Origin of the sequence: Mycobacterium gastri (assembly GCF_002102175.1) — a bacterium.
GTDB classification, from domain to species: Bacteria; Actinomycetota; Actinomycetes; order Mycobacteriales; family Mycobacteriaceae; genus Mycobacterium; species Mycobacterium gastri.
The window spans coordinates 34,001-52,326 of record NZ_LQOX01000139.1; the positions used below are offsets into that span (position 1 = coordinate 34,001).

Annotated in this window: 19 protein-coding genes and 1 pseudogene; 4 read left to right on the forward strand and 16 right to left on the reverse strand. The window is 66.9% G+C overall.

What is annotated here, in order from left to right:
- The first annotated feature begins 5 nt into the window (after nt 1-5).
- A complete protein-coding gene (locus tag AWC07_RS29600; RefSeq protein ID WP_341865277.1) occupies nt 6-620 on the forward strand; it encodes a DEAD/DEAH box helicase in 615 nt (204 codons plus the stop codon).
- A 165-nt stretch (nt 621-785) separates the two neighbouring features.
- Here the strand turns inward: AWC07_RS29600 and AWC07_RS22870 are convergent, their stop codons facing one another.
- From AWC07_RS22870 to AWC07_RS22880, 3 genes are all read right to left on the reverse strand, one after another.
- Nucleotides 786-1,028, reverse strand: a complete 243-nt coding sequence (locus AWC07_RS22870; RefSeq protein ID WP_139829836.1) for a hypothetical protein — start codon at nt 1,026-1,028, stop codon at nt 786-788.
- Between the two features lie 305 nt (nt 1,029-1,333).
- Entirely contained in the window at nt 1,334-1,966 is a 633-nt protein-coding gene (locus tag AWC07_RS22875) for an RES family NAD+ phosphorylase (RefSeq protein ID WP_036418593.1), read from the reverse strand.
- A complete protein-coding gene (locus AWC07_RS22880) occupies nt 1,963-2,427 on the reverse strand; it encodes an antitoxin Xre/MbcA/ParS toxin-binding domain-containing protein (protein WP_244187670.1) in 465 nt (154 codons plus the stop codon). The genes AWC07_RS22875 and AWC07_RS22880 overlap by 4 nt, the downstream gene beginning before the upstream one ends.
- Before the next feature lie 154 nt (nt 2,428-2,581).
- Here AWC07_RS22880 and AWC07_RS27795 point away from each other — a divergent pair, with 154 nt between their 5' ends.
- On the forward strand, nt 2,582-2,830 hold the full coding sequence (locus tag AWC07_RS27795; protein ID WP_036418595.1) for a hypothetical protein: 249 nt from the start codon (nt 2,582-2,584) through the stop codon (nt 2,828-2,830).
- On the opposite strand, the pseudogene AWC07_RS29075 reads toward AWC07_RS27795, so the two are convergent.
- The 13 genes and pseudogenes from AWC07_RS29075 to AWC07_RS22940 all read right to left on the reverse strand — a co-directional run.
- Nucleotides 2,722-2,962: pseudogene (locus tag AWC07_RS29075) on the reverse strand (adenylate/guanylate cyclase domain-containing protein); the annotation flags it as partial. The gene AWC07_RS27795 and the pseudogene AWC07_RS29075 sit on opposite strands and share 109 nt — an antisense overlap.
- Nucleotides 2,963-3,006: 44 nt before the next feature.
- Nucleotides 3,007-3,948 (reverse strand): site-specific tyrosine recombinase XerD, encoded by a 942-nt coding sequence (gene xerD, locus AWC07_RS22890; RefSeq protein ID WP_036418597.1) that lies wholly within the window; start codon nt 3,946-3,948, stop codon nt 3,007-3,009.
- Nucleotides 3,945-4,568 carry an NUDIX domain-containing protein gene (locus AWC07_RS22895; protein ID WP_036418607.1) on the reverse strand — a complete coding sequence of 208 codons (624 nt, stop codon included), beginning with the start codon at nt 4,566-4,568 and terminating at the stop codon, nt 3,945-3,947. Before AWC07_RS22895 ends, xerD begins: the two co-directional genes overlap by 4 nt.
- Complete coding sequence (locus AWC07_RS22900) at nt 4,561-6,333, reverse strand: CTP synthase (protein WP_036416581.1); 1,773 nt, start codon at nt 6,331-6,333, stop codon at nt 4,561-4,563. The genes AWC07_RS22895 and AWC07_RS22900 overlap by 8 nt, the downstream gene beginning before the upstream one ends.
- 148 nt (nt 6,334-6,481) lie before the next feature.
- Complete coding sequence (locus AWC07_RS22905) at nt 6,482-7,426, reverse strand: copper transporter (protein WP_036416583.1); 945 nt, start codon at nt 7,424-7,426, stop codon at nt 6,482-6,484.
- A gap of 22 nt (nt 7,427-7,448) precedes the next feature.
- Nucleotides 7,449-8,630 (reverse strand): putative cytokinetic ring protein SteA, encoded by a 1,182-nt coding sequence (gene steA / locus AWC07_RS22910; RefSeq protein ID WP_036416585.1) that lies wholly within the window; start codon nt 8,628-8,630, stop codon nt 7,449-7,451.
- A 97-nt stretch (nt 8,631-8,727) separates the two neighbouring features.
- On the reverse strand, nt 8,728-10,485 hold the full coding sequence (gene recN / locus AWC07_RS22915) for a DNA repair protein RecN (RefSeq protein WP_036416588.1): 1,758 nt from the start codon (nt 10,483-10,485) through the stop codon (nt 8,728-8,730).
- 3 nt (nt 10,486-10,488) lie between these two features.
- Nucleotides 10,489-11,424, reverse strand: coding sequence for an NAD kinase (locus AWC07_RS22920; protein ID WP_036416590.1), 936 nt, complete (start codon nt 11,422-11,424; stop codon nt 10,489-10,491).
- Entirely contained in the window at nt 11,421-12,230 is an 810-nt protein-coding gene (locus AWC07_RS22925; RefSeq protein ID WP_036416593.1) for a TlyA family RNA methyltransferase, read from the reverse strand. The genes AWC07_RS22920 and AWC07_RS22925 overlap by 4 nt, the downstream gene beginning before the upstream one ends.
- Nucleotides 12,231-12,238: 8 nt before the next feature.
- Nucleotides 12,239-12,415, reverse strand: coding sequence for a hypothetical protein (locus tag AWC07_RS27185; RefSeq protein ID WP_139829837.1), 177 nt, complete (start codon nt 12,413-12,415; stop codon nt 12,239-12,241).
- A 24-nt stretch (nt 12,416-12,439) separates the two neighbouring features.
- Nucleotides 12,440-13,450, reverse strand: a complete 1,011-nt coding sequence (locus AWC07_RS22930; protein WP_036416596.1) for an HAD-IIA family hydrolase — start codon at nt 13,448-13,450, stop codon at nt 12,440-12,442.
- Nucleotides 13,451-13,457: 7 nt separating this feature from the next.
- Nucleotides 13,458-14,288, reverse strand: coding sequence for a tetratricopeptide repeat protein (locus tag AWC07_RS22935; protein WP_139829838.1), 831 nt, complete (start codon nt 14,286-14,288; stop codon nt 13,458-13,460).
- Nucleotides 14,289-14,365: 77 nt separating this feature from the next.
- On the reverse strand, nt 14,366-14,716 hold the full coding sequence (locus tag AWC07_RS22940) for a DUF732 domain-containing protein (protein WP_036416601.1): 351 nt from the start codon (nt 14,714-14,716) through the stop codon (nt 14,366-14,368).
- Nucleotides 14,717-15,309: 593 nt separating this feature from the next.
- Between AWC07_RS22940 and AWC07_RS22945 the strand changes: the two genes are divergently transcribed.
- Entirely contained in the window at nt 15,310-16,566 is a 1,257-nt protein-coding gene (locus tag AWC07_RS22945) for a YcaO-like family protein (RefSeq protein ID WP_036416603.1), read from the forward strand.
- On the forward strand, nt 16,563-18,029 hold the full coding sequence (locus tag AWC07_RS22950) for a TfuA-like protein (protein WP_036416605.1): 1,467 nt from the start codon (nt 16,563-16,565) through the stop codon (nt 18,027-18,029). The genes AWC07_RS22945 and AWC07_RS22950 overlap by 4 nt, the downstream gene beginning before the upstream one ends.
- Nucleotides 18,030-18,326: the final 297 nt, after the last annotated feature.

An 18,326-nucleotide genomic window follows, 5' to 3' on the forward strand; every position in this document is an offset into this window, starting at 1 on the left:
TCGGCTTGCTCGACGACATCCAGCGCAACCGATTCACCATCCTGAAATCTTTGACCGTGCTGCGGCAGATGGCCCTGCATCCCGGGCTTGTCGACCCGGCGCATAACACGCTGGCGTGCGCGAAGATCGATACTCTGGTCGAGCACCTGCGCGACGTCGCCGACGGCGGCCACCGCGCTCTGGTGTTCAGCCAGTTCACCCGCTTTCTCGGCCGGGTGCGGGATCGCCTCGGCACCGAGGGCATCGAATACTGCTATCTGGATGGGCGAACCCGCAACCGCCCCAAGGTAATTCAACAGTTCAAGGAAGGGACCGCGCCGGTTTTCCTGATCAGTCTGAAGGCCGGCGGTTTCGGGCTGAACCTCACCGAGGCGGACTACTGTTTCCTGCTGGACCCGTGGTGGAATCCGGCCACCGAAACCCAGGCCATCGACCGCACCCATCGTATCGGCCAGAACCGTAATGTCATGGTGTACCGGCTCATTGCCCGCGACACCATCGAGGACAAGGTCATCGCGCTCAATGCGCGCAAGGCCAAGCTCTTCGCCAGCGTGATCGACGACGGCAACGCTTTCGGCTCCGCGCTGACCGCCGACGACATCCGCGGACTGCTGACCTGAGGTCTGGGCGCTTGGCGATTATCCACAGCCAGAAGTTGGGGAGCTGTCGTCGTACCCGCGCGCCATGACCGAATGCATTTGGCGCCCTAGGGGTTACCACGACGCCCAGCCAGAACATGAGGCAACCCCAGCGGCACCGACCGCCTGAATCACCACGTCGAAGAATCACACGACGACGTCATACACCAGGTCCCAGGACTTGACCGTGCACGAAAGTTTGCCCTGAACGCACTTTCGGCACGCGGAGAGGTGCCCGTTGTCGTCACGGACCTCGGAGAACGGGTCGATGTAGGCGTCGACCTCAGCGCGCAGCGTCTCGGCCAGCATCCGGCGCGCACCCTCGCGGACCGGCTCGTCGATCACCGACGACCCCACCGGCGACGAAGCGCCATTGCTCGGGGGCACCACGGCGACAAGGTTGCGCGGCGCAGAGTTGCGTGCGCCGAGCATACTTGAGCCGCTGGGACTTCCGATGCTGGGCCATCACTGAGCGGGCATACGGCAATCCGGCGACTACTCGAAGCGACTGCTGCCGCCGCACCACCAGTGAAATCGTTGCGACTCCTAGGCGACTCCTAGGCCACCTGGCGCAGAACGACAGCTCGCACTGCGGTAGAAGTCGACCGACGTTGCACCAGTTAGAACAGCCTATCGTTGTGCCGCAACGAGGCTCAGGGTCGAGAATGTCGCCAACAGCCACCAGGACTGCCGAATCACAGGATGCGGTAGCCGATCTCAGAGGCTGCTGCTTGCGTGATCGACCAGACCAGCGGGTGGCTGAGCGGGCGGGAGAACGAAGGCATCGCGGGTAGCGAGTCCGCGGCGGCAGTCCACAGCACAATGTTGGGGCGGCCAGTCATAGTCGACGGGACGTATAGCCCGTCGAGTTCGGGCCAGGTCGTGTAGATAGCGCGGGCCCACCGGCGGCATATGGAGCGAGGTGCCGCTAGCAGCGCAGCTGATGCACTGTTGCGGAGCAGCCACGTTCCGGACAGGTCGAGCAGACGTAGTTTCCGTTGGGGCTTCCAGGCGGTGAGAGTTGGAGCGCCGGCACGGGTATCGATCACGCGCGTGGTTTGGTACACCTCCGCGAGGCCGGTTGTGACATCGGCTGCCGCGTACAGGACGCCCTCGGCGCGCATGCTGGGTTCCGCGTCGGGATGCGGATCCCAGCGCATTGAGGGCAGCGGCCCGAAGGTGCGTAGCTTGTTCCAGGGCAGTACGTTCTGTCCTTCGGTGCGGTGGATCCGCCAGAGCGTGCCGATGTAGCTGGTGCTGTCGTCAAGTTGCCGGGTGAGCTGTTCTGGGGGCGTCCTGGGGACCTTGGGTTTGGAGCGCGGACTCACCAGCGGCCGAGATCCCGTATGAATCCGGCGACTAATGACGCGTCACCGCCAGCGGCCAGGTGTTCGATCGGTGTCCGGCCGTCAAAGTCGGGCTGCGGAGTATGCATGAACACATCGAGCACCGCGGGGGTGCTGCCAGGTGGTATCGCCGGGACGATCAAGTCCAACCCGGGAAGCAGTTCATTACCAAGGAACTGCCACTTGGGGAGGCGCCGGGTTCCTTGGAGGTCGAAGGCCCATAACTGTTTTCCGGTGATGCGTCGTGACACGCGGGACCGGTCGACGCCGAGGAGGACGGCGGCTTCTTTTATGCTGACGGATCCTGAGACTGCGCTGGTGAGTTGCCGCAACGCGACGCGGGCCCGAGCCTGCCGTTCGTCGTCAGCTGACCATCGGTCAACAGCCGTCGCCGTGCTGGGTTCGGCGTGCTTGCGCAGGAAGTCCACTTCCGCCGCTGACAAGGTGGCCGCTGCAGGAATTGCTGCAAATGCAGAGTCAAGCTCGTGGAGGACCTCGTCGACGCTGAGGCCGATTTGATGTTTCGCGAGTAGAGCGCCTAGCGCGGGAGCTGCAGACCCTTTCATATCGCACACTATAGCACACCTGTGCGTTACTGTGCGGACACGGGATGCCATCGACTACCAGGTGAACCACACCGTTAGCGGTATCGAAGTACTCGCCGTGACCAGCACCGGATTCGACGTCGAGGATCTAACCGTCCGGCTGTCCGGGGCACTGGCCGCCGCCGGGCTTGACTCCAACGTCGGCCGGGCGCCCGCAGTGACCGGATCGGACACTCCCGTGCCCGGCTGGTCGAAGAAGATCAGTCGGCCAAGCGATGTCATCGCCTCGACCCACCCTTGAACCGACGGCAGTTCCGGCAGCACCTCGCAGCAAAAGAACCAGTTCGAACACGATGTCGCGTTCACCATCGGCCGACGTGCGATAGGCCACGCGCAGGTTCCCGTTCAGCGCGTAGCGCGTCTCGGAGAACACCGCAGCAGTCTAGGTCGGGCAGCGGGCAGCGCATCGTCAGACCGTCACGTCGCCCGCGGGTGCGCTCCGGCCCACACCTCCCGCAACGCATGAACGGTGACCAGCGTGTAGATCTGCGTCGTCGTCACCGAGGCATGACCCAACAGTTCCTGCACCACCCGGACATCGGCGCCGCCCTCGAGCAGGTGGGTGGCAAACGAATGCCGCAGCATGTGCGGCGACACACCCGAGGTGATGCCGGCACGCTCGGCCGCGTCCTGCAGCACCTGCCAGGCGCTTTGCCGTGACAACCTGCCGCCGCGGGCGTTGAGAAAGATGGCCGCCGTGCCGCGGCCCCGGCGGGCCAGGTCGGGGCGCCCGCGCACCAGGTACGCGTCCAGCGCGTGCACGGCCGGGCGTCCCACCGGCACCAGCCGTTGCTTACCGCCCTTGCCGCGCAACAACACCGACCTGGCTTGGGTGTCAATGTCGTCGATGTCGAGACCCACGGCTTCGGAGATGCGCGACCCGGTGGAATACAGCAGCTCCAGCAGTGCCCGGTTGCGCAGGGTCAACGGTCCGTCGGCCGGGTTGTCGCCGCCGGCGCCTTCCAGCAGGGCCAGGACCTGGTCGACGGTCAGGCTCTTGGGCAACCGCCGGCCCGGTGTCGGCGGGCGCACCGCGCGTGCCACGTCCAGGTCGGCCAGGCCTTCGGCGGCGGCGAACCGATGCAGCCCGCGCACCGCGATCAGCGCCCGGGCGGCTGACACCGCGGACAGTGCCGACGCCCCGGATTCGGGATCGCCGCGCCGCAGTGCCACCAGAAACTCGCTGACGTCATCCTCGCCGACGCCGGCCAGGTCGGTGATCCCCCGGTCTTCGAGGTGCTTGGTGTAGCGGCGCAGGTCGCGCCGGTACGAGCTCAACGTGTTGGGCGCCACGCCCCGTTCGATCGCCAAATGGTCAAGATAGCCCTGCAGTTGTGTGTCCAGGGTCAGCGCCGTCACCGCGCGGTCTTTCGCGCCATGAAGGCCGTCGGCTTGTCGATCCAGGGGCTGTCCACCGGACGCGGCTGGGCCACTCCGCCGATGACCGCGTGAGCGGCCAAAATCCCGGCCACCGCAATGGCATTGACGATTTCGCCGGTGAACACCTTGCGCGCGGCCTCGGTCAGCGGAAACCATTGCACCGTCATGTCGGCTTCTTCGTGGTGCGCCTCGGGTTGCTCCGCCTCGCTGAGCCCGGTGGCCAGATAGACCCGCACCGATTCGTCGCTGAAGCCCGGCGTGGAGTCGAGGTCGACGAGCACCTGCCAACTAGCGGCCTGCAAGCCGGCCTCTTCCTGCAGCTCCCGCGCGGCAGTGAGATGCGCCGGCTCCCCCGACGCATCCAGCAATCCGGCCGGCAGCTCCCACAGCCGCCGGCCGAACGGGTGGCGGTACTGATAGACCAACGGGATGTTGCCGTCGTCGTCGACCGCGACGACACCGACCGCACCGTAATGCTCGACGACTTCTCGGACGGCGGTGGTGTCACCCGGCATTCGCACGCGGTCCCGGCGCAGCGCGAAAATCGCTCCGGTATGCAAGGTTTCGGACGATATCGTCTCGAAATCGTGCTCAGCCACGGGTGGCGGGTTCAGGTAGCGGCTGCGCGACACCGTCTCGATGCTCGCTTCGCCGCTCATTTCCGTTCGACACGGGCTCGGACATCTCGGGGATGTCGACCGGCAGCAGCTCTCCCCCCTTGTAGTCGATGGCCGCTCGGACGAATGCGACGAACAGCGGATGCGGGCGGGTGGGCCGGCTCTTCAACTCGGGGTGAGCCTGGGTGCCGACCAGGAACGGGTGCTGGTCACGCGGGTACTCGACGAACTCGACCAAGCGGCCGTCGGGTGAGGTCCCGGAAAACCGAAGGCCGCTTCGGGCGATCTGATCCCGATAGGCATTGTTGACCTCGTAGCGGTGCCGGTGCCGCTCGGACACCTTCTCCGATTGATACGCTTGCGCCACAATGGAATCCGGTTCGAGCACCGCGGGGTAGGCACCCAGGCGCATGGTGCCGCCCAGATCCTCCTCGCCGGCTACGATGCGCTGCTGGTCGGCCATCGTGGAAATGACCGGATCGGGGGTGTCGGGTTCGAATTCGGTTGAATTGGCCTGGCTCAGACCGACCGACCGGGCGGCCTCGATCACGATGCACTGCAGGCCCAGACATAGACCCAACACCGGCAGGCCCCGAGACCGGGCATAGGAGATGGCAGCGATCTTGCCCTCGATGCCGCGGATGCCGAACCCGCCCGGGATCAGCACCCCGTGGACATCGCCCAGCGCCGCCGCGACACCGCCGTCGGTCTGGCAATCGTCGGAACCCACCCAGAGGATCTCGACCTTGGCCCGGTGCTTGAACCCACCGGCGCGCAACGCCTCGATCACCGACAAGTACGCGTCAGATAACTCAACGTACTTGCCGACCAAGGCAATTCGAACTGTGTCGTGTGGTTCGTGCACCCTGCGCAACAAGTCGTCCCATTCGGTCCAGTCGACGTCGCGGAACGGCAGGTTGAGTCGGCGCACCACGAACGCGTCCAGTTCCTCGCGATGCAACACCTTGGGGATGTCGTAGATCGAGGGCGCATCCGGCGTGGAGATCACGCCGTCGATGTCGACGTCACACATCAGGGCGATCTTGTTCTTCAGCGCTTCGGGGACGTTGCGGTCGCTGCGCAGGATCAGCGCATCCGGGGTGATACCGATGCTGCGCAGTGCGGCCACTGAGTGCTGGGTCGGCTTGGTCTTGAGCTCACCCGACGGGGCCAGGTAGGGCACCAGCGACACGTGCAGAAAGAAGACGTTCTCCCGGCCCAGGTCGTGGCGCACCTGGCGCGCCGCCTCCAGAAAGGGCTGTGACTCGATATCGCCCACGGTGCCGCCGATTTCGGTGATGACGACATCGGGGCGGTGTCCGTCCGGGTTGGGTTGGGCCATCGCCATGATGCGACGTTTGATCTCGTCGGTGATATGCGGGATCACCTGGACGGTGTCACCGAGGTATTCGCCACGGCGCTCTTTGGCGATCACCGTCGAATATACTTGCCCGGTCGTCACATTCGCCGAGCCGGACAAGTCGCGATCAAGGAAACGTTCGTAGTGGCCGACGTCGAGATCGGTCTCGGCGCCGTCCTCGGTGACAAAAACCTCGCCATGCTGGAACGGGTTCATGGTGCCCGGGTCGACGTTGAGGTACGGATCGAGCTTCTGCATCGTGACCTGCAACCCGCGGGCGGTCAGCAGCTGGCCGAGGCTACTGGCCGTCAATCCCTTGCCGAGGGAGGATGCGACCCCGCCGCTGACGAAGAGGTGCTTGGTGACAGTTTGCGGATGCTTGCGCAACTGGGCGACCTCCGTGAAGACGGGCAGGGCTTGCTGTTCTAGCCTGACCTGGCTGGGCCTGCCGACCCACGGAATCCCACCCTAACACCCGCGATGCCGGCTCGCGGCGAACACGCCCGACCGGTCCTACCCGGGGGACTACTGGGGACTACTGCGGGACAGTCACCGAGGTGGCCCCGTGACCGGTGCCGTAGTGGGCCGGGTGACCGCCATTGATCAGGTCGTGCAGGGCCAGGATCGCGGTGATGCGGCCGGGCGCGGCGTCGACGTCGTCGACGGTGCTGACGGTGGCCGCCATGCCGGAATCGGCGCGGGTGACCGCGACCGCCGCGCTGCCGGTCGACGAGCCGTCCCGGCCGGCGAGCACCGTGCCGGAGCCGTGCGGCGCCAGCGCAGCGGCAAACCGCGCCACGCTGGCCCCCTGGTTGCCGGCGTCAGCGGGCAGACCCCCGCCGGTGATGACGATGGCGGCGGTTGCCCCTGCGAAGTGGTCGACGGGCTGATAGGTGATGAAGCCGGTCTCGCGCAGCGCCGCCAGCACGGTGCCGCGCTGGGCATCGTCGACCGGCGGCACATCCGGGTTGGCGGGGCTCAGCATGGCGATCCCCAGCAGGTCACCGGCCTGCGAACCCTGGTCGACGAGCTTGGTGCTCAGCTGCGTGCCGGCGGGCAGGATCGACGAATTCACCACCGACCGCAGCTTTTCCGCCGAGTTGGCTTCGACGAATTCCTGGGTCAACGACACGGTTCCGGTGACCGAACCTCCGGCCTGCCCGACGATTTTCGACACCATGGCGACGTCGTCGTCTTTGGCATCCGGGGTCCGAAAGATCACCACCGCCTTGCCGGCCAACGCGTCGTGCACAATCCGCCCGAGCACCTGGTTGTCGAAAGTATTTGCCGCGCTGAGCTTTTCGTTGAGCGCATTGCGCTGGTCGTTGAGTCCGCTGATCTGGGCGGCCAGGTCCCGCTTCTCGTTACGCAGGCTGGACAGCAGCGTATCGGAGAAGAAGCCCGAACCGAGCACGACTCCGATCGCCAGCGCGAGGAAGACGGCAGCCAGCGAAATCGCATGTTGGCGTAACGAGATCATGGAGGCACCGTCCTCGAAGGGGTCAGGTCACCAGGTTCTGCACCCAGAGCGAGAAGCGGTTCCAGTAGTCGACGATCCAGTGCAGCACCACACCATCGGTGCGTGACACCCACAAGATGACGATGATGGCGATCAGCATCGTCAACGCCAACAGCGCAATGGCTCCAGCCGAAATGTGGTTGCGGTACAACGTCGCGACCGCCTTGGCGTCCACCAGCTTCTCCCCTACCCGCAGCCTGGTGAGGAAGGTCGACGGGTTGCTTTGTGCCCGCGTCCGGTCGAAGAAGGTCTCGATGTTGGCGGTGTGGCCGGCGGTGACCAGCAGCGCGGCGCCGTGGTGATCGGCAAGCAGCAACGCCAGGTCGAGTGCCGAGCCGGCGGCCGGGAACGTCATCGCCCCGACACCGAGATCCTGGATGCGCTCCAGCCCGGGCGCGTGGCCGTCGGCGTCGGCGGGCAAGACCACCTGGGCGCCGCACTTGAGCACCTCGGTGCTGATCTGGTCGGGATCGCCGACGATCAGCTGCGGACGGTACCCGGCCTTGCGCAACACGTCCGCGCCGGTGCCGACACCCACCAGCACCGGCTGGTATTCCTTGATGAACGGTTTGAGCGCCTTCACGTCGTCGGCGGCCCTTGGCTCTTCGCCGACGATCACCACGTGCCGGCGGCGCATGTCGACGTCGACGTCGGGGATGCCGATTCCGTCGATCAGCAGCGGGCTCTCGCTCTTGATGAACTCGATCGTGTTGCCGGCGAACGCCTCCAGGTGTGCGGCCAGCCCGCTCTTGGCCTCCCGCATCAGGTCGGCGATATCGTGATCACTGCGCTCGGTACCGCGAACCAGCCGGCGGTCGCCGGAATACACGCCGCCTTCGTACAAGCGAATCTTCGAGCCGTCTTTGACCTTCTTGAAGATCTCCGGCCCGGTCTCGTCTATCAGCGTGACGCCGTTGTTGACCAGTACCTCCGGCCCCAGGTTGGGGTAGCGGCCCGAAACCGACGGCGATGCATTGACGACGGCGGCGACGTCAGCTTCCACCAGTGCGTCCGCGGTGATGCGGTCCAGATCCAAGATGTCGAGGACCACGATGTCACCGGGACAGACCCGGCGCAGCAGGCGGTCGATGTTGCGGTCGACGCGGGCGGTGCCGACCAGGCCCGGCCGGGCGGTGTTACGAGACAGCAGGGCGGACATCTTCATGGGGGCGATTCTGTCGGGGAAGCACGGCCGGAGCCGGGAGGCGCGCCGTAACATCAGCCCCATAAGTTATATGGAGTCACAACTGTCACACAGTGGGCTAGATCTCGTCGTTCTGCGCGGCGTCGAGCAATTCACGGGCGTGGGCGCGGCCGCTGTCCGACTCACCCAGCCCGGCCAGCATCCTGGCCAGCTCCGCCACCCGCTCCTCGTCGTTCAGCCGACGCACCCCGCTGGCGCCGTCGCGTCCGATGCCGTGCACCGTCAAATGCACATCGGCATAGGCAGCCACCTGGGGCAGGTGCGTGACCACGATCACCTGGTGGGTTCGCGCCAGCTTCGCCAGACGCCGCCCGATCTGCACGGCCGCCCTGCCGCCGACCCCGGCGTCGACCTCGTCGAACACCATCGTGGTGCCGACTGCTTGTTTCCGCGATGTCGCCAGCACCACTTCCAGCGCCAGCATCACCCGGGACAGCTCACCACCGGATGCACTCTTGGCCAGCGGCAGCACACTCATCCCGCGGTGTGCGGCGAAGCCGAACTCGACATGGTCGACGCCATCGGCACCGGCGCGGGCCGGCTCGCCCGACGGCAACGTCAACGCGACGGGGTCGTCATGCTCGGCCAGGTCGATGGTCACGCCGATGGTGAACTCGGCATCGGCCATCGCCAGAGCCGACAGCTCCGCCGTGACCTCGGTGGCCAACTTCTTGGCCGCTTTGCGCCGGATCTTGCTCAGATCGACTGCTGCTTGGGCTAATTCGCGCTCCAGCTGCTCGGCGCGGCGTTCCAGCGCCGCCAGTCCCTCCTCGGACACGTCGAGTTGGCCCAGCCGGTCGTGGGAGTCCCGCGCCCACCGCAGCACTCCGTCGACATCGGCGGCGTACTTGCGCGTCAGAGTGCGCAATTGGGCTTGGCGGGCCAGTTTGGCATCCAGAGTGCTGGCATCGGCCGGCAGCTCGTCCACATAGTTGCTCAATTCCCCGGCCGCATCGACGACCACCGTCAGCGCCTCGCCGATTTGCCCGGCCAGCGCGCGCAGCGTGGCATCATCGGTCGATTCCAGAGCCGCCCGGGCACGCCCGAGGCATTCGGTCGCGTTGACGGCCAAGGTGTCGTCGGGCGCGCCCGCCAACGCCGCGCGCGCCACCGACGCGGCTTCGCGCAGGGTGTCCAGCTCGGAGAGCCGCACGATGTCAGCGACCAGCGCCTCGTCCTCGCCCGGCTGCGGGTCGACCGCGTGGATCTCGTTGAGGGCGAACTGCAACCGGTCCGCCTCCTGGGCCAGCTCGCGCGCCCGGTTACGCCGGTCAGACAGGTCTCGCCGCGCCGACAGCCACCCGTTGCGCAGCTTGCGATAGCGCTCGCAGGCGGGGCCGCTGTCCGCGAAGCGGTCCAGCGCGCCACGTTGTTCCTCCGGTCGCAGCAACCGCAACTGGTCGTTTTGCCCATGCAGGGCCAGCAGCTCGTTGGTGAAACCGCTGAGCGACTTGGCGGGCACACTGCGACCGCCGAGGTAGGCGCGCGAGGGTCCGTTGCCGCTGACCGAGCGCAGTGCGATCACGCTGTCGTCCTCGTCGCGCTGCGCCCCGGAGGTGTCCAGCATCGCGTCGAGCCTGGCGACCGTGGCCTCATCGAGATCGGTTGTGACGAAACGGCCTTCGACAACGGCACGATCAGCCCCGGACCGCACCCGGCTCGGGTCGGCCCGCGCACCGCCGAGTAGCTGCAACCCGGTGACCACCATCGTCTTGCCGGTGCCGGTCTCACCGGTGAGCACGGTCAGCCCGCGATCGAACTCGGCCGTCGCAGTGCTGATGGCGCCCAGCGACTCGATTCGGATCTCCGTGAGCACCGGTTACTTCCCGCGCCAACCGGTCACCGGCAACTGGAACTTGGTCACCAGACGGTCGGTGAACGGGGCGCTGTCCAACCGGGCCCATCTCACCGGTGTGTCACAGCGGGTCACCTCAAGCCGCCCGCCGGCGGGGATCAGCATTTCGCGGCGGCCGTCGCAAAACACCAGGGCGTCGTGACCGTCAGCCTCTATCTCGATCGCGATGCTGGCATCCGGGCTGGTGACCATCGGCCGGCCGAACAACGCGTGAGCGTTGTTGGGCACCACCAAGATCGCCTCGAGATCCGGCCACAACACCGGGCCGCCCGCCGAGAACGCATAGGCGGTGGACCCGGTCGGCGTCGACACCAGCACCCCGTCGCAGCCGAACGCCGACACCGGACGGCCGTCGATTTCGATGACCACCCCCAGCACGCCGAGCCGGGGCCCCTTCTCCAGGCTCGCCTCGTTGAGCGCCCAGCCCTGGTCGATGATGCGGCCACCGTGGCGCACCGCGACATCGAGAGTCAACCGATCTTCCACCCGGTAGTCCCGTGCCACCACGTGCTCGAGCACTAGGTCGATAGCCTCGGCCTCGGCTTCGGCCAGGAATCCGATCCGGCCCAGGTTGACGCCCAACACCGGAATGCTGGCTTTGCGGGCCAGCTCGGCTGCCCGCAGGAAGGTGCCGTCACCGCCGAGAACCAGCACCAACTCGCAGCCATCGGCAGCGTGCGGGTCGGCATTGACCACCTCGATCTGCACACCCCGGGCTCGCATGTCGTCGGGAGCCAGCCGCAGCGATCCGCGGTTGACCGCCTCGGCGGACAGTACCCGAAGCCCAATATTGTTGTCGCCCAACACTTTTTCGACGCGGCGCGCGGTTTCGGTCGCCTCGTCGCGCCCGGTGTGGACCACCAGCAGAACGGTGCGTTCGGTGCTCTGCTGGGAAGTCACTGCGGACCCATGCTCATCGCCCGCCGCACCGCGTCCACCAGTTCGTCGCCCACCAACCACCTATCGGTCTGTGCTCGCAACCACAGGAAGTATTCGACGTTGCCCGACGGGCCCGGAAGCGGGCTGGCTGCGACACCTACGGTGTGCCAACCCAGCTCGTCCGCACGCCGCGAGACAGCCAGCACCGCGTCCGCCCGCAACTGTGGGTCCGAAACCACCCCGCCGGGACCGACCTGCCCCTTCCCCACCTCGAACTGTGGCTTCACCATGGGAACGATATCTGCGCCCGGCGACGCACACTCAATCAGCGCCGGCAACACCGTGCCCAGCGAGATGAACGAGAGGTCAGCCACGACGAGGTCGACGGGCCCGCCGATCGCCCCGGGCGACAAGTCACGCACGTTGGTCCGCTCGAGGACCACCACTCGCGGATCGCTGCGCAGCGACCAGGCCAGCTGGCCGTAGCCGACATCGACGGCAACCACTTCGGCGGCACCGCGGTCCAGCAGCACCTCGGTGAACCCGCCGGTCGATGCGCCCGCATCCAGGCAGCGCCGGCCTTGAACGGGAAGCGCGAAGGCGTCCAGCGCACCGATGAGTTTGTGAGCTCCCCGCGACACCCAGCCGCGGGTGCCGTCCGCCGCGACGGTCAACGCCGCGCTGACGGCCACGGCGGTGGCCGGCTTGACCACCGGCAGGCCGTCGATGCGCACCTTGCCGGCTTCGATCAATTCCGCGGCCTGGTGACGAGACCGGGCAAGGCCGCGCCGTACCAGCTCGACGTCAACGCGGGCACGCCGTGCCACCGTTGCCCTCAGCCCTTCTCCGCTGACTCCAGCGCCCGCAGCAACACGTCGTGGGCCTCCGACAGACGGCGCGCGATGTCCTCGAGCTCGGCAAGGGACGGCCCGTTCTCGGCGTCGGCGACGTCGGGCAGCTGGGCTACCAGGGCTTCGATTTCCAAGCGAATCTGATCAGGATCAATAGTCATTGGACTCCCTACGCTAGTTGCCGCCTAGTCGCCGTGCTCCAGGGACCAGCGGCGCAATGCGTCACGGGCCGCCTCATCGCCGGCCCCGATGCTGACTGGCCGTCCGTCCAGATGCGCGTCCCAGACCGCGCGCGCGACGGCACGTACCACCGACAGGTCGTCCCCGGCCGGGTCGCCGGTGGCGCTAACCGTCACCGTCGTGTCGGCCACGTCGACCCGCCAGCCCGGCTGTGACCCTATCGCCAGCAGCTCGCCATCCTGGTGCAGGCAGCGCAGATCGTGGCCGAGGTAGGTGGGCCGCTGCCGAGGTTGCGCGAACACCGCGTCTCGCGCGCTGTTGACCCCACTGAGCACCATCAGGCTCGGCAGCCCGGCGGCGTGCGCGCCTTCGATGTCGGTGTCGAGCCGGTCGCCGATCACCAGCGGCGCGTGGCAATCGGCGCGGACTACGGCGTCGGCCATCAATTGCGGACCCGGCTTGCCGGCCACTTGCGGCTCGGCAGCGGTGGCCGTTCGCAGCGCCGCCACCAGTGATCCGTTGCCCGGCAGCAGGCCGCGCTCGGTGGGCAAGGTGGGGTCGACGTTGGCCGCCACCCACAGCGCGCCGGCGCGAATGGCCAGTGCGGCCTCGGCAAGCTCCGGCCAGCCGGTGGTCATCGAGAGGCCCTGAACCACGGCAACCGGTCCGTCGTCCCAGCGACGCACCGGACGCAGCCCCACCGCCGCGACCTCGGCGGCCAGTGCGTCGGTGCCCACGATCAGCACCGCTGAACCCGTCGGGAGCTTTCCGGCCAGCACCCGCGCGGCGCTCTGCGCGCTGGTGACGACGTCGGTGCCGGCGGCATCGAAACCAAGCTCACGCAGATGCGCCGCGACCTCGTCGGCGCTGCGCGACGCATTGTTGGTGACAAACAGTTTGCGGCTGGTCACCTCCGCCAACGATTGGACCGCGCCTTCGGTGGCCCGCCGGCCGCGAAATACCGTCCCGTCCAGGTCGATCAGCAGGCAATCATACTGCTGCGCAAGACTTTTCACCTGATGCTCAACCCAGCTCGGCGACCCGGTCTTCGGCGTCGGTGACGCCTTCGAGGTCCGCTTCCGCCGCGCGTAAGAACCAGCGCAGCGCCTCGTCGCGACGTCCGAGCGCCAACAGCGTCTCGGCATAGGCGTAAAACAGCCGCGCCGCCGTCGAGCCGGTCCGGGCCGGATCGAGCTGGGGCGTCGACAACACGGTCAATGCCTGCTCCAGCTGCCCGAGATCGGCGCGCGCGCCGGCGGCGACAATACGCAGCTCGTCGGCGTCGTCGCCGCTGAGCTGGGCCGCCTCGGGTCCCCGCGCAAGTTCGATGGCCCGCAGCGGGCGGCCGAGACCGCGTTCGCAATCGGCGATCAGGGCCAGCAGCGGGGACCGGCTGCCCATCCGCCGCGCCGCACGCAATTCGGCCAGCGCCTGAGCCCAGTCACCGCAGCGGTAGGCGGCGATCCCGACGGCCTCGCGAACGACGGCGATCCTGCCGGAGCGCGCCCGGGCGGCACGCGCGTGGCTCAGGGCGGCTTCGGGATCCTCGTCGAGCAGCTCCCCGGCGGCCACCAGGTGCCGCGCCACCGCATCGGCGGTGGCCCGGTCCAAGGTGCTCAGCTCGCGCCGGATCTCCGGCGCCAGTTGCTTGGCGTCCACTCCCGGCGGAATGGCCGGCCCGTCCCGGGACTCGCGGGTTGCCTCGGGAGGTGCCGACCGCGGTTGAACCGGGCGAGCCCGGCCCGGACCCGACCAGGCAACGTCACGCTTTCGCTGTGGGCCACGCCGCGGCACACCATCCGATGCCGGTCGCGGCCGTCGCTCGCCGCTGCGGTCATGCCTGTCGTCGACCACTTGCTAGAGGTTACGGGCACATCCGATCAGCTCACAATCGGTCTTCACAATCGGTCTACAGTCGGTCCATGCCAGGCCTAGGCCTGTAGCCGATTGGGCAACAGCGGGTAGAGCACCGCCGGGCAATACGTCGCGATAGCGACAATGGTGAACGCAGCTGCCGCGTCATGAGACATCCCGTTGTCTTCGGCCATCCTGGCGACGACGGAATCGAACGTCCCGTCCGGCTGGACTGCCATCGGACACACCGAGCGGCCGATCGCCATCGCCGCCGCCGGCTGTCCATATGAGATGCCGGCGTTGTTCAAGGCCGTCAGGAAGGCATTACCCATCATGTCGGCGTGCGTGGGGGCCGCCATGGTCGCGGACATACCAAGCACCCCGGCAGCCAAGGCCAAGAGTCGAAGGGTCATCACCGATGCCGTCATCTCCGCCTTCTCATCTGTCGGTTCTTGGACACGTGCCACACAAATCGCTGAATACACTGCTGGGCGGCGGTCACATTCACAACACGGTGCGGTAAAAGTTTGCCCACTAACCCGTTTCGCAGCCGACCTGCCTAGCCACGAACGCCTAGTGACGGCGATTTCACGGGCCCTGGCGTGCCGGGCGCCTTGTCCCCCGATCGGGGGACACGCGGACCCTGCCACTGGGGGACACGAATTTTCCCCCGGTTATTAGCCAGTTGTGGGATAGCAGCGGGCTGCAAAGCCTCGGAAGATTGGTCTCGAAGCGGGAACCGAAACATCACGAACCCGCTCTGAGGCCAAGGAAGTGAGGGGTTCTCCCAGATGTTCCACGAACTCCTGTACTGCGAGACCGAGGCCGCCAACCACTAGAACTTCGGCGGGGGTCCCATCGCCTCCCACCCCCCAAGTCTGGGATCCCCGCCGAATCACCCGCCCAGCGGGGTCTCATCGCTGCCCCCCTCCCCCTCCGCGATGAGATCCCGCTGGGATTTTCTTCTGCGCCCGTCGCAATGTCCCGCCGGAAACCCGGCAACTAAGTAGCGTGAAAAGCCATGTCGGAACTGTCCGGGCTCGGTACCCAGCAACTGATGAACGCCGGCCCCGACTGGTCACATTGGCCGCCACGCGTGCTGGGTCACGCCGACCCCACCACAATCGGATATCGGGCGGGCACTCACCGGATCATCTCGCCCGATCAAACCTGGCAGGCGGTTCAGCCTGTGCTGGAACAGGCCGGGATCACCCGCGTCGCCGACCTGACCTGGCTGGACGATCTCGGAATTCCCACCGTCCAGGCCGTGCGGCCCGCCTCACTGACGCTGTCGGTCAGTCAGGGCAAGGCCACCACCTACCGCGCCGCCCAGGTCTCGGCCGTCATGGAATCGCTGGAAAACTGGCACGTGGAGAGCATCACTCCCGACCTTTTATCCAGGAGCACAACCGATCTCGTCCGGGAACTGACCTATGACCCGGCCGAGCTCAACCGGCCCGCCGGAAGCTTCTACCATCCCGGCGCCAAACTCGACTGGATGGTCGCGACGACATTGCTGACCGGCCGCCGAACCTTGGTGCCGTGGCTGGCCACCGTCGTCAACGTGGCGGTCAGCGACTCCTGGGGACCGCCGATGTTCGGGATGGACACCACGGGATTGGCCTCCGGCAACAGTTACCACGAAGCCACCCTGCACGGGCTCTACGAGATCATGGAGCGCCATGGCATGGCCGCGGCCGCGCCGGGATCGACCTTGTTCGAGGTAGCGCTGGACGACGTCGCCCGCTCGGAGTGCGCCGAACTGGTCGAGATGATTCACCGCGCCGGAAGCGAACTGCAAGTTGCCCGGATCGACACCTGGGACGGGTTTTACTGCTTTGCCGCCGAGATCACCTCGCCCATGGCCGAGATTCCCTTCAGCGGCAGCGGACTTCACCACGACCCCAACGTGGCGCTGTCCCGGGCGATCACCGAGGCCGCGCAATCGCGCCTGACGGCCATCAGCGGGGCTCGCGAAGATCTCCCTTCGGCGATTTACCACAGGTTCGCCCGGGTGCACACGTATGCACCGGCTCGTCGATCGATGCAGCCGATGCCCGCCGCGCCCGCCACGCCGTGGCACATCGACTACAGCAACTCGCTGACCGAGCTGCTCGCCGCGGCGGCGACCGCCGTGACCGTCCGGTCGGGCGTCGAGCCCCTCGCGGTCGTCTGCGACTTCGACGACGCCTGCGTGCCCGTGGTCAAGGTCGTCGCCCCCGGACTGTCGGCTTCCATACATTCGCCGCTGCGAACCCCGTTACAGGAGCACGGATGACAACTCACGGCCGGGTCGTCGTGACCGCGGGACCAACGATCGGCGCCGACGATATTCATGCCGTGGTGCCCAATGCCGAAGTGGTGACGCCGATCGCGTTCGGTCAGGCTCTCGGATACGGGTTGCGACCCGGCGACACCCTGCTCATCGTCGACGGGCTCTTCTACCAGCAGGCGTCGGTGCGGCACAAGGAACTGCTGACCCTCATCGACGGCGGGGTGCGGGTGGTCGGTTCGTCGAGCATGGGAGCGTTGCGCGCCGCAGAGCTGCACCCGTTCGGCATGGAGGGCTACGGCTGGGTCTTCGAGGGCTACCGCGACGGGCTGCTCGAGGCCGACGACGAAGTCGGGATGGTGCACGGCGACCCCGACGACGGTTATCCGGTATTTGTCGATGCCCTGGTCAACATTCGCCATACCGTTGCGCGGGCTGTCGAATCCGATTTGATATCAGCAACTTTGGCTGACCAGTTGATCGAAACCGCGCGCAGCACCCCGTTTACCCAGCGCACTTGGAATCGATTGCTCGAAGCTGTCGGCGCTCCCGAAATCCGCAGCCTGACGACACAATTGAAGTCGCTGCGGGTCGACATCAAACACATCGACGCGGTTCTGGCCCTGCGCGAGGTGGTCCGGGGCAAGCGCGGTGGCGCCGTGCGGCCCGGCCCACCTCCGACGATATGGTCGGAGCGCTGGCGACAGCGGTGGGCACCTGCGACACCCGTTCCCGTCACCACCGACAGCGGAGCCCAGTCGGCCGTCGACGTCGGTGACGTTGACGTCCTTTCGTTGCTGAGCGTGTGCGCCAGCGATCGATGGGCATACGTCCCGGCGCTGGAGCAGGTGGCCGCCTGGCACTGGAGTTTGACGCACCCCGACCAGGGCGGCACGGTGTGCGAGCGGGCGGCGCGGGCCGCCGCCGAGGTAGCGGCCGACAGCTATGAGCGCTCGCTAGAGACCGTCGCCCACCGCTATGCACAGGCCACCGGCATCATCGACGAGTCCGGCTTTCCCGAGCACGTCAGGGCACACTGGCTCACCGCCGAGGAGAACGAGAGCCTGCGCGACAATCCGATTGCGGTCTCGGCGCGCCTGACCACCCGCACCCTCTTTTTCGCCCGGTCGCTCCCCGCGGTCCAGCACTTCCTCGAACTGCTGCGGGCAGACCCTCGGCTGCCCGAATGGCGCGCCATGGTCGCCCGCGCCCTCGCGCAGCGGGACGAATTAGCCAGGCAGAAGCCGCATTTGAACGTGCGCCGCCCGGATCCCGGGCAACTCAAACGCCTTTTCGGCAACCGATGGGGCACCGAGGTGAACCGCATCGAGCTGGCGCAGCGAGGACTGATGACCGAGGACGCGTTCTATACCGCCGCCACCCCCTTCGCGGTGGCGGCCGCCGACGACCAGTTGCCATCCATCGAGGTCGGCAGGCTGGGTTCTGGGCCGATCATGGGCACCGCGTAATGTATTGCCGTCGAAGGCCGTCGAACGTCCTGGTATGCAGCGGCTTGGCACAGAATTCACCGGCTTCCACGATCTGCAGCCCACACCCTCGATGAGCGGACGGCGCTGTCCTACACGGCGCGGGTGCTGATACCGGTGCTCACAGTGCACTACCTCAACAAGACCCCGATCAGGTGATCGGCCAGGTTTGGCCCTGGGTTGACGGAGTTACTCCGTTTCGTCGTCGTCGTCTCCGTCGCGGAGCAGTTTTTCGGGGTGATGGAACGTGTTGGTGCGGGGTTGGCTGCGGTCTTGGTG